This is a genomic window from Hymenobacter sp. 5516J-16 (assembly GCF_022919335.1).
Taxonomy (GTDB): domain Bacteria; phylum Bacteroidota; class Bacteroidia; order Cytophagales; family Hymenobacteraceae; genus Hymenobacter; species Hymenobacter sublimis.
In genome coordinates, this window is the sequence record NZ_CP095058.1 from 509,976 (window position 1) to 523,801 (window position 13,826).

12 protein-coding genes and 4 pseudogenes are annotated in these 13,826 nt (G+C 59.5%); 2 read left to right on the forward strand and 14 right to left on the reverse strand.

Features of this window, described 5'->3' with window-relative positions; all coding sequences use genetic code 11:
• The first annotated feature begins 90 nt into the window (after positions 1–90).
• Both MUN84_RS02505 and MUN84_RS02510 read left to right on the forward strand, forming a co-directional pair.
• Positions 91–1,233 (forward strand): alpha/beta fold hydrolase, encoded by a 1,143-nt coding sequence (locus MUN84_RS02505; protein ID WP_244696508.1) that lies wholly within the window; start codon positions 91–93, stop codon positions 1,231–1,233.
• Between the two features lie 89 nt (positions 1,234–1,322).
• Positions 1,323–2,420: a DUF695 domain-containing protein gene (locus MUN84_RS02510; RefSeq protein ID WP_244696509.1), complete on the forward strand. Its 1,098-nt coding sequence runs from the start codon at positions 1,323–1,325 to the stop codon at positions 2,418–2,420.
• 194 nt (positions 2,421–2,614) lie between these two features.
• On the opposite strand, the gene MUN84_RS23460 is transcribed toward MUN84_RS02510, so the two are convergent.
• The 14 genes and pseudogenes from MUN84_RS23460 to MUN84_RS02555 all read right to left on the reverse strand — a co-directional run bounded on the left by MUN84_RS23460 (position 2,615) and on the right by MUN84_RS02555 (position 13,822).
• Positions 2,615–3,085, reverse strand: coding sequence for a molybdopterin cofactor-binding domain-containing protein (locus MUN84_RS23460; RefSeq protein WP_317239082.1), 471 nt, complete (start codon positions 3,083–3,085; stop codon positions 2,615–2,617).
• Positions 3,086–3,096: 11 nt separating this feature from the next.
• Positions 3,097–3,828, reverse strand: a complete 732-nt coding sequence (locus MUN84_RS23465; protein ID WP_317239187.1) for a xanthine dehydrogenase family protein molybdopterin-binding subunit — start codon at positions 3,826–3,828, stop codon at positions 3,097–3,099.
• A complete protein-coding gene (locus tag MUN84_RS23470) occupies positions 3,759–4,133 on the reverse strand; it encodes a molybdopterin cofactor-binding domain-containing protein (RefSeq protein ID WP_317239083.1) in 375 nt (124 codons plus the stop codon). The genes MUN84_RS23465 and MUN84_RS23470 overlap by 70 nt, the downstream gene beginning before the upstream one ends.
• On the reverse strand, positions 4,106–4,390 hold the full coding sequence (locus MUN84_RS23475) for a hypothetical protein (protein WP_317239084.1): 285 nt from the start codon (positions 4,388–4,390) through the stop codon (positions 4,106–4,108). The genes MUN84_RS23470 and MUN84_RS23475 overlap by 28 nt, the downstream gene beginning before the upstream one ends.
• A complete protein-coding gene (locus MUN84_RS23480) occupies positions 4,390–4,725 on the reverse strand; it encodes a hypothetical protein (protein ID WP_317239085.1) in 336 nt (111 codons plus the stop codon). The genes MUN84_RS23475 and MUN84_RS23480 overlap by 1 nt, the downstream gene beginning before the upstream one ends.
• Positions 4,722–5,740 (reverse strand): annotated as a pseudogene (locus MUN84_RS02520) (FAD binding domain-containing protein). Before MUN84_RS02520 ends, MUN84_RS23480 begins: the two are co-directional and overlap by 4 nt.
• Before the next feature lie 98 nt (positions 5,741–5,838).
• Positions 5,839–6,176, reverse strand: a pseudogene (locus tag MUN84_RS24365) (2Fe-2S iron-sulfur cluster-binding protein).
• Positions 6,177–6,187: 11 nt separating this feature from the next.
• Positions 6,188–6,367 (reverse strand): annotated as a pseudogene (locus MUN84_RS24370) ((2Fe-2S)-binding protein); the annotation flags it as partial.
• 509 nt (positions 6,368–6,876) lie between these two features.
• The gene (locus MUN84_RS02530; protein ID WP_244696510.1) at positions 6,877–7,461 is read right to left on the reverse strand and encodes a Crp/Fnr family transcriptional regulator; all 585 of its coding nucleotides are present in this window, start codon (positions 7,459–7,461) and stop codon (positions 6,877–6,879) included.
• Between the two features lie 230 nt (positions 7,462–7,691).
• A pseudogene (locus tag MUN84_RS02535) lies at positions 7,692–9,076 on the reverse strand (ABC transporter permease).
• Between the two features lie 4 nt (positions 9,077–9,080).
• Positions 9,081–10,499 (reverse strand): ABC transporter permease, encoded by a 1,419-nt coding sequence (locus tag MUN84_RS02540; RefSeq protein WP_244696511.1) that lies wholly within the window; start codon positions 10,497–10,499, stop codon positions 9,081–9,083.
• A gap of 14 nt (positions 10,500–10,513) precedes the next feature.
• Positions 10,514–11,221 carry an ABC transporter ATP-binding protein gene (locus MUN84_RS02545; RefSeq protein WP_317239086.1) on the reverse strand — a complete coding sequence of 236 codons (708 nt, stop codon included), beginning with the start codon at positions 11,219–11,221 and terminating at the stop codon, positions 10,514–10,516.
• Between the two features lie 172 nt (positions 11,222–11,393).
• Entirely contained in the window at positions 11,394–12,803 is a 1,410-nt protein-coding gene (locus tag MUN84_RS02550) for a TonB-dependent siderophore receptor (RefSeq protein WP_244696512.1), read from the reverse strand.
• A complete protein-coding gene (locus tag MUN84_RS02555) occupies positions 12,689–13,822 on the reverse strand; it encodes a TonB-dependent receptor (RefSeq protein WP_244696513.1) in 1,134 nt (377 codons plus the stop codon). Before MUN84_RS02555 ends, MUN84_RS02550 begins: the two co-directional genes overlap by 115 nt.
• Positions 13,823–13,826 lie beyond the last annotated feature (4 nt).

Sequence of the window (13,826 nt, forward strand, 5' to 3'; positions counted from 1 at the left end):
TACTTGGGCCTTTATAACCTGTGACTCGAAGCAACTTCCCGCCGCCGAATCACCTCCCTATCCTATACCCACCCTTCTATCCTTACCCTGATGAAGCTTTATTTGGCCGCTCTCCTGCTTTGCCTGTTGCCGCTAGTCCCCCAGCGCGGGCATGCCCAGACCGTTGACACCCTGGTGGACGTAGGCGGCTACCGCCTCCACTTCCACATCGTTAAAGGCCAAGGCACACCGATTCTCTTCGAAGCCGGGGGCGGCGACGATGCCCGCGTGTGGGAGCAGCTGCTGAAACCCCTGGCCCAGGTAACGGGCACTACCCTAATAACCTACGACCGGGCCGGGTTCGGGAAAAGCGAAGTATCCCGGGAAGCTGACGACACCCAGCACGGCATCCTGAGCGGCATGCAGGGGCTGGAAACCGGTCTCAAAAAGCTGGGCTACGGCAAGGAAATTATGCTAGTAGCCCACTCCTATGGCGGCTGGTACAGCTCGCTCTACGCCGCCCGCCACCCCAAGCAGGTAAAGGCCGTGGTGCTCCTGGATGCCATGCTACCCTGCTTCGCCACCGATGACTTCCTCGCGGGCATGATGCGCGACATGCAGGCCGACATTGCCAAAAACAAAACCGAGCACCGGGGCCGCTACTACCAAACCCTCAACTACCCCGCCACCGTGCAGGCCGTCCGCAATGCCCCGTTTCCGGCCAGCGTCCCGGTTATGGACGTGGTAGCGGAGCAATTTTTCATACCTAATCCTACCGAAGCCGCCCGCTGGAAAGCCTGCCATCAGCAGTTCGCCGCGGCACAGCCTAACCGGGAACTCCTCACGGCCTATGGCTGCGGCCACTACCTCTTCCACGAGAATCCCGCCCTGGCAGTCAGTGCCATTGCCAAAGCCTACGCCGCCACCCGCGGCCCCCAGCAACGCGCCGACTTACTCCAGCGCAGCCTCCGCTACTCCGTGGAAGCCACCAACGAGCTAAAGAAGCGCGAAACCGACTACCGCCACTCCGAAAGCGACCTGAACAGCTGGGGCTACACCCTGCTGCGCCAGGGCGAAATTCAGAAAGCCCTGGAAGTCTTCAAACTCAACACCGTGCTCTACCCCAGAGCGGCAACGCCTTCGACAGCCTCGCCGAAGCCTACCTCACCTCCGGCAACAAAGAGCTGGCGAAAGCCAACTATAAGAAGTCCGTGGAGCTTAACCCCAGGAATACGAATGCGGTGGAGATGTTGAAGACGTTGTAGATTGCCTCTTCTATATGGGTGCGTTGCGAGTTCTGACTAAGTACCCTAACCCAAGATGAGAACATTAACAGTCCACACATGAGTTTTTTTAAAAACATTCTTAACAAGCAAAAGCAGACGCCTATTGTATCTTATGAAGACTTCTGGCGTTGGTTTCTAATACACGAAAAGACTTTCTTCAAAGCAACAAAAGAGCACAATAACATAGAAAGTGACTTTCTTGACAAGCTTTCACCAAAGCTAAACGAATTAAAAGAAGGCTTCTATTTTCTAGTTGGAATGGACAGCGAAAATGTCGCTGAGCTAGTTATTACAGTTGATGGTACTATAGAGAATATAATCTTTGCAGAGGAGCTTATAAACTCTGCACCTAAAATAGAAGGATGGAAATTTACGGCCTTGAAGCCTGAAATTGACATAACAAATGTTAGTATAAGTATGGCAGGTTATTCATTTAATTGTGGAAACATGAGCTTCTATGCGACAGATCATCATGATTGTCCTGATTTAATAGATATTACAGTTGTACACAAGGATGCTACAGAGGAAAACGAGTCTGAAATAGCCAAAGGCGTACACATTTTCCTGGATAACTACCTTGGGGAGCTGAACTACGCCACTACCATTGATAATTTACAAATTATCTCCCCTCCTGATGCCCCAGGAAATTTAATACCAATTGAAAAGCTAAAGAATTTTCTGATATGGCGTGAAAAGGAGTTTATTGAAAAGTATGAAGGTATTCGACACAATACAGAATCTGATAGTTATGCCGGACTTGAAGCTGAACTAGAAAGCGGAAAGCCAATGCTTGCCGTCGTCAACACAGACCTGCTGAACTGGGACGGTAAAGCTTCTCACCCATGGATACTCCATATTGAAATACAGTATAACGGAGAAGAAAGTCGTGGATTGCCAGACGAAAAAGATTATAAAACCCTTGATGATATCGAAGACGGAATCATACAGGAGCTCAAGGATTCTGAGGGATATCTAAATATTGGCAGAGAAACAGCCGATGGGGTGCGAGATATTTACTTCGCCTGTAGAGATTTCAGGAAGCCATCCAAGCTTCTCTATCAAATACAAAATGAGTATGCAGATATATTTCCACTAACATATTATATATATAAAGACAAATACTGGCAGTCGTTTAACCGGTTCATTAGCAGCTAGTTTCAGTAAAATTGCCCTGGAACAGAAAAGCCCCGGCACCTTACGGCACTGGGGCTTTTCTGTGTCATAGCAAGCCGGATTACAGCAGCTTGTCCAGGTAAATGGGTAGGTCGCGGACGCGCTTGCCGGTGGCGTGGTACACGGCGTTGGTGATGGCGGCGGCTACGCCCAGTAGGCCGATTTCGCCTACCCCTTCACCCCAGCGGGTTCACTACGTCGTCTTCCTCCTCCACGAATAGCACCTCGATATCGTTGATATCGGCCTGCACTGGTATGTGGTACTCGGAGTAGTTGTGGTTCATATAGCGCCCAAACTGGTGGTCCATGATGGTTTCCTCCATCAGGGCCATGCTGATGCCCCACACAATGGAGCCCAGCACCTGCGAGCGGGCGGTTTTGGGGTTAAGGATGCGGCCGGCGGCCACGGCGTTGAGCACGCGCGTAACGTGCACGGTGCCAAACTCCTCATCTACCTCCACCTCCACAAACACGGCGTTGTGCGAGTGCATGGAGTGGGTGCCCTGCTTGAGCATGTTGGGCGTGGCCGAGGTATCGGTTTCCAACTTGGTTTCGCCGCTGGCTTGCAGCACGTCGCGGATAACCACGGCGTTGCTGGGGTCCTGGCGCAGGCGGATCTGACCGTTCACGAACTCTACCTCGTCCATACTAGCGCCTTTCAGGGCGAGCCTTCCATCTTTTGGGCCAGCTTGAGCAGCTTCTCCCCGATGGCTTCGCACACGTTTTTTACGGCCGAGCCTACCGAGGCGGCGGTCCAGGAGCCGCCCTGCACGGGGGCTTCGGGCATGTCGGTGTCGCCGAGCTTGAAGCTCACGGCCTCCAGGGGTAGCCCTAGGGTTTCGGCCGCAATCTGGGTCATGATGGTGTAGGTGCCCGTTCCGATGTCGGCGGTGGCGCTGCTTACCTGCAGCTTACCGTCGGCGGTGAGGGTAGCCTTGGCGGCGGCTTTCTTCTGGGTAGCATCCCACACGCCGCCGGCCATGCCGTAACCGACCAGGCGGTTGCCGTTGCGCATAGAGCGAGGCTGAGGGTTGCGCTTCTCCCACCCAAATTTGGCCGCGCCCTGGTGGTAGCAGTCGCGCAGGCGCTTGCTGGAGAAGGGCTTGCCGGCGTTCTGGTCCTCCTGGGCGTAATTGCGGATGCGGAAGTCGATGGGGTCAATGCCGGCGGCGGCGGCCAGTTCGTCCATAGCTACTTCCAGGGCGAAGGAGCCGGTAGCAGCGCCGGGCGCGCGCATGTCCTGGGGCGTAAACACATCCAGCTTGGCCAGCTGGTAACCCAGCTTCACGTTTTCGCACTGGTAGAGCATGCCGCTCCAGTTCACCACGTTTTCGGTGTACTCCTCAAACTGCGAGGTTTCGTGGAGGGCGTGGTGCTGAATGGCGGCCAGGGTACCATCGGGTTAGTGCCCAGCTTCACGTATTGCAGGGTGTGGGGGCGGTGGCCGAAGCTGAACATCTGCTGGCGCGTGAGCGTGACGCGCACCGAGCGTTTCAGCTCCAGGGAAGCCAGCACGGCCAGAAACACCGAGTACTGGGGCCGCAGCCCCGAGCCAAAGCCGCCGCCCATGTACTGGTTTATCACCCGGCAGTCGTCCTTGCTCAGCCCGAAGATTTTGGTGAGGTAGTTCTGCACGTTTACTACCCCCTGGGTCTTGTCATAGACCGTCAGCTTCTTGTCGCCGCGCCACTCCACCGTGGCCCGAACATTTCCATGGGGTTGTGGTGCTGGGTGCCGTGCACGTACTCGTGCTCGATGCGGTGCTCGGCTTCCGCCCAGGCTTTGTCGGGGTTGCCCCGGGGCGGGGGCGGCGGCATCCAGCCCGATTTACCATTGCCGGGCTCGAAGCCCTCGTCGCGCTTGGTTTCGAGGTCGGTGTCGTGGGCCGTTTCCTCGTAGTCGATGCGCAGGGCGGAGGAGGCGTAGCGGGCCAGCTCCAGGGTTTCGGCCACTACCAGGGCAATGGGCTGCTGGCTGAACTTGATTTCGTTGTCGTGCAGGGGCCGGAAGGGCGAGCCGCCGGGGCCACGTCGTCCTTATAGTTGCGGTCAAACCAAGCCAGGCTAGGCACATTCTCGTGCGAAAACACCTCCAATACGCCCGGAATGGCCAGCACCTCGTCGGAGTGTACCTTGGTAATTTTGCCCTTGGCAATGGGGCTGCTCACTACCCACCCATAGGCCATATTGGGCACATGAAACTCGGCGGCGTAGGTAGCGGCGCCCGTCACCTTGGCCGGGCCGTCAACCCGACTCGTGGGCTTGCCGATATAGTTGGTCGTGCTCATGGATTCGAGTTTAAAAAGACGTCGGATGCGTGCTGGTTGCCTTCGGCGGCTTGCTTGAGGGCGCGCACGATGGCGCGACGGGCCAGCTCAATCTTGAAGTTGTTGGAACCTTGCCCTACCGCTCCTTCCACCACTTTGGCCGCGGCACGGGCGAAGGTTTCGGGGTAGCGGGTTGACCTTTGAGTAGGTTTTCGGCCTCCTGGTCGCGCCAGGGCTTGTGGGCCACGCCGCCCAGGGCCAGGCGGGCATCCGTGATTGTGCCACCGTCCAGCTCCAGGGCCGCCGCCACCGATACCAGGGCGAAGGCGTAGGAGTTTCGGTCGCGGAGCTTGAGGTAGCTGAAGTTCCTCTCGAAGCCCTTGGCCGGTAAGTCGAGGCTGATAATCAGCTCCCCCGGCTGCAGGTTGTTGTCGCGCTCCGGGGTGTTGCCGGGCAGGCGGTGGAAGTCCTCGAACGGAATGGCCCGCTCGCCGTTCGGCCCGCTCACGCGCACCGTTGGGGCCAGGGCAGCCAGGGCAATGCACATATCCGAAGGGTGGGTAGCAATGCACTGCTCACTAGCCCCTAGAATGGCATGAATACGGTTGAGGCCGCCTATGGCCCCACAACCCGAGCCCGGCTCGCGCTTGTTGCAGGGGTAGCCGTGTCGTAGAAGTAGTAGCAACGGGTGCGCTGCATGAGGTTGCCGCCGTTGGTGGCCATGTTGCGCAACTGGGGCGAGGCCCCGGCCAGAATAGCCTGGTTGAGCAGCGGGTAGCGGCGCTTTACCTCCTCATTCCAGGCCGTATCGGCGTTGGTGGCGAGGGCGCCCAGGCGCAGACCGCCTTCGGGGTAGGCTCAATGGCCGTGAGCGGCAGCTTGTTCAGACCGACGAGGTGGGTGGGGCGCGCCACGTTTTCCTTCATCAAATCCAGAATATTGGTGCCGCCCCGATGTAAGATGCGCCCGGGTGGCCGGCATTGTCGCGCACGGCGTCCTCGACGGCCGTAGGGCTGGTGTAAGTGAAAGGGTTCATGAGAAGTCAATTAAAAATTGAGAATTAAAAATTAAGAGTTGTCTACTGTCTCACAGGGTCTTGCACTCCTGGAACAAGCCATTTTTAATTCTTAATTCTCAATTTTTAATTTCCTTGTCCACCACTTCCTTCACCGCATTCAGAATGCCGGCGTAGGCCCCGCAGCGGCAGAGGTTGCCGCTCATGTGCTCCTTAATTTCCTCCTCGGTGTGGGCGCGGCCTTCGTTGAGCAGGCCCTGGGCCGAGCAGATTTGGCCCGGGTGCAGTAGCCGCACTGGAAGGCATCGTGGTCGATGAAGGCTTGCTGGAGGGGTGCAAATTCTCCTCGCTGCCCAGGCCTTCGATGGTGGTGATGTCGTGGTCCTCGTGCATGACGGCTAGCGAGAGGCAGCTGTTGATGCGCTTGCCGTTCACGAGCACCGTGCAGGCGCCGCACTGGCCATGGTCGCAGCCTTTTTTAGTGCCCGTGAGGTGGGCGTATTCGCGCAGGGCGTCGAGCAGGGTGGTCCAGGGAGCGAGTTGCAGCGTGTGCTGCTGGCCGTTGATGGTGAGGCGCACCGTGCCGGTAGGCGGTGGGGCAGCAACCCCGCCATCCGCCGCCGCGGAGGTAGTGGATTGGTGTAGCATAGAAAGAAGCCGAAGATGTTGAGGTGGTGAGAAGCCGCAGAAAGTCTGGCCTACGCAGCCCGACGGCTTGTTTCCTTACGCCACTCCTAGCGGCCGCGTTCTGCTTTGCGGCGCATTTATCCTGCTTATAATCCTATGCCCAAATCCACTCAACAATGAAAGGCTAACATTCAGCCAGTTAACGATATATACATAATGATTCTAAATTTTAAATCAATGCAGCGGAAGTAGTGCAAGGCTCAGCGCCGCTAGCCTTTGCCTGGGGCTAAGATGCCTTATCTAGTAACAGATACACGTGTAGAGCCGCAGCATGTTGCGCGTGATGGCCCGGCCGCCAGACACGTAAAAATCTCCCGTACCACGTGTAGAGCCGCAGCATGTTGCGGCTTGCGGTTAGCTCCGCTGTACTTCGGCTGTTGAGGTTGTTTGACCTGCGCGGTGCCGGCTGTTCGCACAACGAGGCGCAGGATGTGGCGTCTCGTCGGTCTAGCGCTGTGTTTGCAGGCTTTCTACCCCTCTCCCCTAGCCCGCTCACCCCGAATGCGGCTCAGGGATTCGGGCGTGATGCCGAGGTAGGCCGCAATGTGGCGCTGGGGTAGCCGCCGGGCCAGCGTGGGGTAGAGCAGCAAAAACTCCTGGTAGCGCGCCTCGGCAGGGGCGCTCAGCACCCCGATCAGGCGGCGCTGCAGGGCCACCAGGCTGTTTTGCAGGAGTTGGTAGAAAAACGTCTGGAACTCTGGCCCGAAGGAGTGGAGCCGGGTGTAGAAGGCCGGCCCGAACACCAGCACCTCAGAGTTTTCCAAGGCGTCAATGGAAAAGAGCGCCGGCTGCTGCCGCGCCAAGCTGTGCTGGTCGGAAATCCACCAATTCTCGGGCGCAAACTGCAAGATGTGCTCCTTCTGCCGCTCATCCGTCACGAAGCTGCGCAGGCAGCCCTTCAGCACGAACGCCCCGTAGCGCCCTACCTCTCCCTGGCGCACCAGTACCTCGTGCCGGGCCAGGTGGCGCGGGGTAAGCAAGCTTTCCAGCTCTGCAAACTGAGCTTCGGTGAGCGGGAACTTACCCGAGAAGTAGGTACGCAGGGCGTCGAGCATGTATTCAAAGAGAAAATCAGAAGGCAGGTTGTCAGTTGACGACGGTAAGGGTTGCGCCGCAACTTATCAGAATGACAAGACATACAGGCTGCTCTGCAGAGGCGGAGCCAACGCATTCCGCCCGGATTGCGGGGTTGCAAGCTAGCTGCAGCACGCCAAATGCCCCTGCTTCACCTCTGTAGAACCGCCTAGAAAGGTAGACAAAGCCGTAACACTGCCAGGGCTCGGCTTTAGCGCGGACTGATGGGGCGGGCGCGCAGCAGGCCAAAGCCCAGACCGTACACCAGCGCCACGCTCAGCAGCAGCTTGCCCAGGCCACGCAGAGCGGTGCTCAGTTCGGGTTGGCTGGTGAAGGTGTGGGTAGGTTCCAGGGCGTAATCGTGGTGGGTAAAGGCGGCTTGGCGGAACAGGTAGGGGTAGTAAAAGGCCCGGAGCGCATCGTGGTAGGCGGTGGCGCTGCGCTGAAACTGCAGGTGGGTTGGCAGGTCGGTGCCAGCTAGGGCATTGAGGCTACCTTGGGCGTTGATGGCCGGCGAGAGCAGGTTCAAGTGCTCGACCAGGTCGTAGCGCTGCTGCAGGCCGGTGGCGTAGGCGGCAGCTTGCGGGCCACGGCCACGTCGCCGAGGTGCTGGAAGGCATAGTACCAGCGCCACACAAACCGCTCCCGGATGGTAGCCGTGTCGCGCCACTGCGGGTACAGGGCAAAGAAACGGTTCATGGTCTGGGTTTTCGGCCGGTCCCAACCGGCATGGATTTCCTCGCGCTGCTTGATGGTCAGCTCGATGCCCTGCGGCACCGGATGCGCGGCGGCCACACCCAGGTTCAGTAGGCTGGGCACCAGCACCACCAGCAGCAGCCACACGCCCAGCAGGGTTACGGCATTAAAGGCCGAGGTGCGCTGCAAGGCCGTGATGACTAGCGCCACCCCAAACCAGAACAGGCAGTACAAGGTACTCAGGCCCAACCAAGTAACCACCCGACTGTCCAGCGGCACCTGCGCCCAAAGCATGCCCACTACCGAAAGCAGCCACGCCAACCCCAGCACCAGCGCCAGCCGGAAAGCGAGCTTCGCTCCTACTACCACGCCGGGGCTTATGGGCTGGGCCAGCAGCAAGGTCAGGATGCCCTCTTCCCGCTCACTAGATAGCAGGTTGAAGCTCAGGGCAATGATGAGCAGCGGAAACAGGTACACCAGCACAAACGCCAAATCAAAGTTGCCGCTCAGCACCTTCATGGGGTTGGTGTTGTCGGTGGCGTAGAGCTGGTTTTGCAGGCCCAGCAGGCGCAGCTTCACGTAGTAGGGGTTCACGTCGCGCTGGCCCAGGGAGAGGGACGCCCAGGCATCGGGGTAGTGCACGGCGTAGGTGGAGTGGTAGTAACCGATTTCGCCGGCGTCGGCGGTGCCAGGAAATTTTACTTTGAGTTCTTCCACGTTGCGGCGCGTCAGCTCGGGTAAGGCGGCCAGGTGCTGGCGCTGGCGGCTGATTTCGGTGGTGCCGTAGTAAATGCCATAGAGGCCCGTGAGTAGCAGCAAAGCACAGAGCAGCACCAGCCCTTTCGCAGCGCGAAAGTGTCGCCACTCAGCGGAAAACAGAAACCAGAATGTATTCATCATCAGATCAGACAAGTGGGGTGGTAGAAATCAGCCGCAGTCCCAGCCAACTCAGGCCCACGGCCCAAAGCAACAGGGCCACCACGGGCAGTAGCAGGTGGGGCCAGGCCCAGCCCGACGTGGGCGACTGGTAGGCAAAAACCGGCAGCTGCCGCCAGGTGCTGGCCTCCAGCTTGCGCTCCTTGTCGCCGTGGCCCATGCTGGTTTGCAGGGCATTGAGGCGCTGCACCAGCCGGTAGCGGTAAGCCTCGGCGGCCTGCTGGAAGTGCACGTAGTGGGCAAAGTCGGAGCCGGCCAAGCCCATCGACAGGGGGCGAATGGCTTGGTAGGGGTTTAGCAGCCCCACCCAATCGGAAATGCGGTTTTGGCGTCGGTAGGTGTCGTTCAGGGCCGCGAAGTGCTCCTGGTAGACCTGGGCCGAGTACGCTTCGCTTTCGGTCATGAGCACCCCGCCCACGCTCACGGGCAGCTTTTCCTCGGAATCGACGCCATACTTTTTGAGCAGCCCCGCCTTCAGGGCGGCCGAGCGTTGGTCCTGCGGGTCGTGGCCGTTGATGCCGTGCTGGGCTTCTTCGTGCACCGCGGCGTCCATCTGCGCCTTGGTAACCGTGGGGTAGAGGGTAGCGCCCAGGTTGGCGGTGGCTTTGGGCAGAATGATGCAACCCAGAATCCAGAGGCCCAGCAGCGTTACTAGGGCCGCGCGGGAGCTAGCCTGCCGCGCCGACACCACCACGGCCCCCACAATAAACAGGAAGAAGTACACGGCGTAGCTGAGCACAAACAGCCCGAGCCGCGCTACCAGGTCGGGGCCAGAGGCAAACTCCTCGCCCGAGAACAGCAGTAGCGCCGCCAGGGCCAGGGCCGGGGCTACCACCAGCGCCACGGCGCGGCTATACCCCAAAATCTTGCCCCAGGCCACTTGCCGCAACGAAACGCCTTGGCTTAGCAACAGCTGTAGAGTGCCGGTTTCACGCTCCTGGGTGAAGGCCCCGAAGCACAGGAAGATAATGAGCAGCGGCACCAGCATCTGCAGCACAAAGGCCACCGTCATTTCCCCAAACCGAATCAGAGAACCCGACTGCTGGGCCTGGCTAAAGTTGACGCTGTTCTGCTGGTGGGCCTCCAGGTACACCGCCGTGCCCGTGTACGAGTCGATGCCCGCATCCAGCAAGCTCAGCCCCGACTTGGGCCGAAACGCGAAGGAGCCGTAGTGGGCCACGCGGTGTGGGTGGCGCGCCGGCTGCCGCCGAAACTGGTCGTTGACGGTATGTTGGGCCAGTTGCCGCTCGCGCTGCTGGGTTTGGTAGCTGGCCCGCCCCACCAGCGTAGCGGCCAGCAGCAAGGCCAGCACCAGCACGCTTAGCACCAGAAAGCGCTTGTCGCGCAGGGTACTCACGAATTCTTTTTGCGCAATACTATGCATCATCAGGAGTAGGCTAGTTAGTGCATGTAGGTGAGGTAGAGCTGCTCCAGCTCCTGGGCGTTCAGGGCTGCCGTGGGGCGCACGTCCACCAGCTCGCCCTCCCGCATGATGCCCACGCGGGTACCTACCTCCTTGGCCCGGAAGATGTCGTGGGTGGCCATGAGCACGGCCGTGCCCTCCTGGCTGAGCTGGGTGAGCAGTTGCGAAAACTCGTTGGAGGCTTTGGGGTCGAGGCCGGAGGTAGGCTCGTCGAGCAGCAGCACCTGGGCGTGTTTGGCTACGGCAATGGCAATACCCACTTTCTGGCGCATGCCCTTGGAGTAGGTGCCTACGCGCCGCCGCACCGCCTCGGCGGGAAGCCCGGCGCGGTACAGGTAGTCAAGCAGCTCCGCCTCTTTATATTTGAAACCCGCCAGACTGCTGAATAAGGCCAGGTTTTCCAGGCCCGTTAGGTGCGGGTAGAGCATCACGTTTTCGGGAATGTAGGCCAGGTGCTCCTTGATCTTGAGCGGGTTGGCGGCTACCTCCAGCCCGTTCACGAAGGCCGCCCCCGAAGTCGGTGCAATGAAGCCCAGGAACAGGTTGATGGTTGTGGACTTCCCCGCCCCGTTCTGGCCCAGCAGGCAAAACACCTCACCGGGTTCAATCTGCAAATTCAGCCCCTGCAGGGCCAGCTTACTTGGGTACTCTTTGCGCAAGTCGCGCGCTTCCAGAATGTAGGTCATATGCAAACAGGTAGTGTATCGTGGCATTCGCCCCTTCTGAACTGCCATGCTGAGCGGAGTCGAAGCATCTCTACCGCTTCGTCCTCACGACAGGAATTAGCCCGCAGTAGAGATGCTTCGCTTAGGCTCGGCATGACACGGTTTTTAGATGAGCCTCTTGTTTAAGAAACCCTTAGAAGGTGTAGCCCACCGTGGCCATGAGGTTGCGCGGGGCGCCGGGGCTGGTGCGGAAGAAGTCGTAGCCGCCCACGAAGTAGTACTTGTCGAGCAGGTTGTTCACGTTCAGGTGGAAGTTGAACTTGTCCACGGTGTAGAACAAGGCCGCATCGAGCACCGTGTAAGCAGGCCATTGCCCCCAGTACTCCTCCCCCGTCGTCGTGTTGACTACCCGGTTTTCGGTGCGGCGCGCGGCCACGTAGTTGCCGCCCACGGCCACCCCGAAACCCCGCAACGCGGGCTTCGTGAACGTGTACTTGGTCCAGAGGCCTGCCGAGTGCTTGGGGGCGTTGGCCAGGGGCTGGCCGTTTTCGGCCGCCAACTGGGCATTCCGCACCTCGGAGTGGTTGAAGGCGTAGCTGGCGTTCAGGCTCAGGTTGGAAACGATGTTACCGGTCAGCTCCAGCTCGGCTCCGCGCGAGCGGGCCTCGCCGTTCTGGCGGTACACGGGCGCGCCGTCGGGCGTGAGCGAGCCGGTGCTTACCAGTTGGTTGCGCTTCACAATCTGGTACACAGCCACGGTGCCAAACAAGGCTTTCTTGAAGAACTCGCCCTTCAGGCCGGTTTCCAGTTGGTAGCTGGTTTCGGGGTCGAAGGCGGAGCTACGGCCGTAGCGCGCCGGAAACCGGACGTACTCGGGTTTGAGCGGGCGGAAACCGGCGCTGTAAGAGGCAAAGTAGTTCAGATTTTCGCGCAGGGCGAAGGTGAGGCCGGCGCGGGGCAGCAGCTTGCGCTGCCTGATGTTCTCGGAGCCGTCGCCGTAGTCCCGCTCATCGGCAAACAGCTCGTAGCGGGCCCCCAGCAGCAAACCCAGGCGCGGCGTCACGGCTATCTGATCCTGCACGTAGAGGCCGGTGGTATGATACACCGAGTTGAGGTAGTCGATGAAAAACTGGGGTAGCGGCCGGCGGATGTACTTGGTCGGGTCCTGGATTTCGTACACCGGATTCTTCAGGTCGAAGGTCAGCGGCGTGGCTACCCCATTCACCAGCTTCTGCCGGGCCTCAAACATGGTGCTTTGCTTGTCGGTGTTGAAGCGAATGTAGTCCAGGCCCAGCACCACTTTGTGGGCAACGGAGCCCGTATAGCGGTTTAGGGCAAAGTAGGCGGCTAGGTTTTTGGTGTATTCCTCGGCGCGCCGGTCAAAGTAGCGCAGGTTCATCACCGTGTTGGCCGGGGCGTCGGCGTAGGTGTTCAGGGTGCGGTGCTCGCTCAGGTTTTCGTGGTAGGTAAAGTCGAGGTAGGAAGCATTCAGCGACAGCCAATCGGTGAATTGGTGGTTGAGCGAGGCGTTGAGGTAGTAGGAGTTGGTGCGGAAATAGTCGCTGGGCTGGCTAAGGGTAAACGAGCGGGGCAGGGCGTACAAATCACCACCCGAATGGGCAGGCCGCGGTCCAGAAACCCATCCACGTGGGTGTACACCAGCTCGGCGTTGAGGGTAGTTTTGTCGGTGGGCAGGAAGGTGACGGTGGGCGCTACCATCACGGAGCGGGTATCGTTCACGTCGCGGAAGGTGTTCGACTTCTCGAAGCCCGCATTCAAGCGGTAGAGCACGTTTTTGCGCTCATTCAGCGGGCCCGTGAAGTCGGCCGTGGCGCGGGTGGTGTTGAAGCTGCCGCTGGAAAAGCTCACCGCTTTGCGGGCCACATCGAGGGGCTTTTTGGTCACCATGTTCACGGTGCCGCCGGGGTTGATGTCGCCGTAAAGAGCCGCGCCGGGGCCTTTCAGCACCTCCACGCGCTCCAGGTTCACCGTCAGCGGGGCCTGGGTAAAGGAGTTGCCGTAGCTGAAGCCCGAACGCAGCCCGTTGAGCAAGCGGAAGCCGCTCTCGTAGCCGTTGCGGAAGCCCCGGATGGTCAAGTCGTCGTAGTGCGAATACTGCGTGACGCCGGCTATGTTTTTCACCACGTCGGGCAGGCGCAGGGCCTGGCGGTCCTCCATCAGCTCCTTGGTTACCGTGGATATCGACTGCGGCACGTCCTTCAGCGCCGTAGCCGTTTTGGTGCCCACAAAGCTGTAGTCGCTCTTATAGGTGGTTTCCTTACGGCCCAATACTTCCACTTCTTGCAGGGCATTGGTGCTGGGGCGCAGGGTAAAATCGACCACCAGGGCGGGTGTTTCGGCGCTAAGAATAACCGTGCGCTGCGCTTCCTGGTAGCCCAAACTGCGCGTGACAAGCGTGTATTCGGCCAACGGCAGCTGATCCAGGGAAAAGTGTCCTTCGGCGTCGGAGAGGGCCGAAAACCGGCCGGATTTTTCCACTACCGTAATGCCGTCGAGGGCTTGGCCCGTGGGGCTGATGAGGTGGCCGCTGATACGGCCGGTTACTTGGCCAAAGGTTAGGTAGGGAAGAAAAAGTAGCAGAAACAGGAAAATACGTGGCATAGGA

Bases quoted from the DNA above. Each gene is read 5' to 3' on its own strand.
- MUN84_RS23480 (WP_317239085.1), bottom strand. From the start codon at position 4,725: ATGAGCACGACCAACTATATCGGCAAGCCCACGAGTCGGGTTGACGGC.
- MUN84_RS02505 (WP_244696508.1), top strand. From the start codon at position 91: ATGAAGCTTTATTTGGCCGCTCTCCTGCTTTGCCTGTTGCCGCTAGTC.
- MUN84_RS02545 (WP_317239086.1), bottom strand. From the start codon at position 11,221: ATGACCTACATTCTGGAAGCGCGCGACTTGCGCAAAGAGTACCCAAGT.
- MUN84_RS02540 (WP_244696511.1), bottom strand. From the start codon at position 10,499: ATGATGCATAGTATTGCGCAAAAAGAATTCGTGAGTACCCTGCGCGAC.
- MUN84_RS23460 (WP_317239082.1), bottom strand. From the start codon at position 3,085: ATGGACGAGGTAGAGTTCGTGAACGGTCAGATCCGCCTGCGCCAGGAC.
- MUN84_RS02510 (WP_244696509.1), top strand. From the start codon at position 1,323: ATGAGTTTTTTTAAAAACATTCTTAACAAGCAAAAGCAGACGCCTATT.
- MUN84_RS02530 (WP_244696510.1), bottom strand. From the start codon at position 7,461: ATGCTCGACGCCCTGCGTACCTACTTCTCGGGTAAGTTCCCGCTCACC.
- MUN84_RS02555 (WP_244696513.1), bottom strand. From the start codon at position 13,822: ATGCCACGTATTTTCCTGTTTCTGCTACTTTTTCTTCCCTACCTAACC.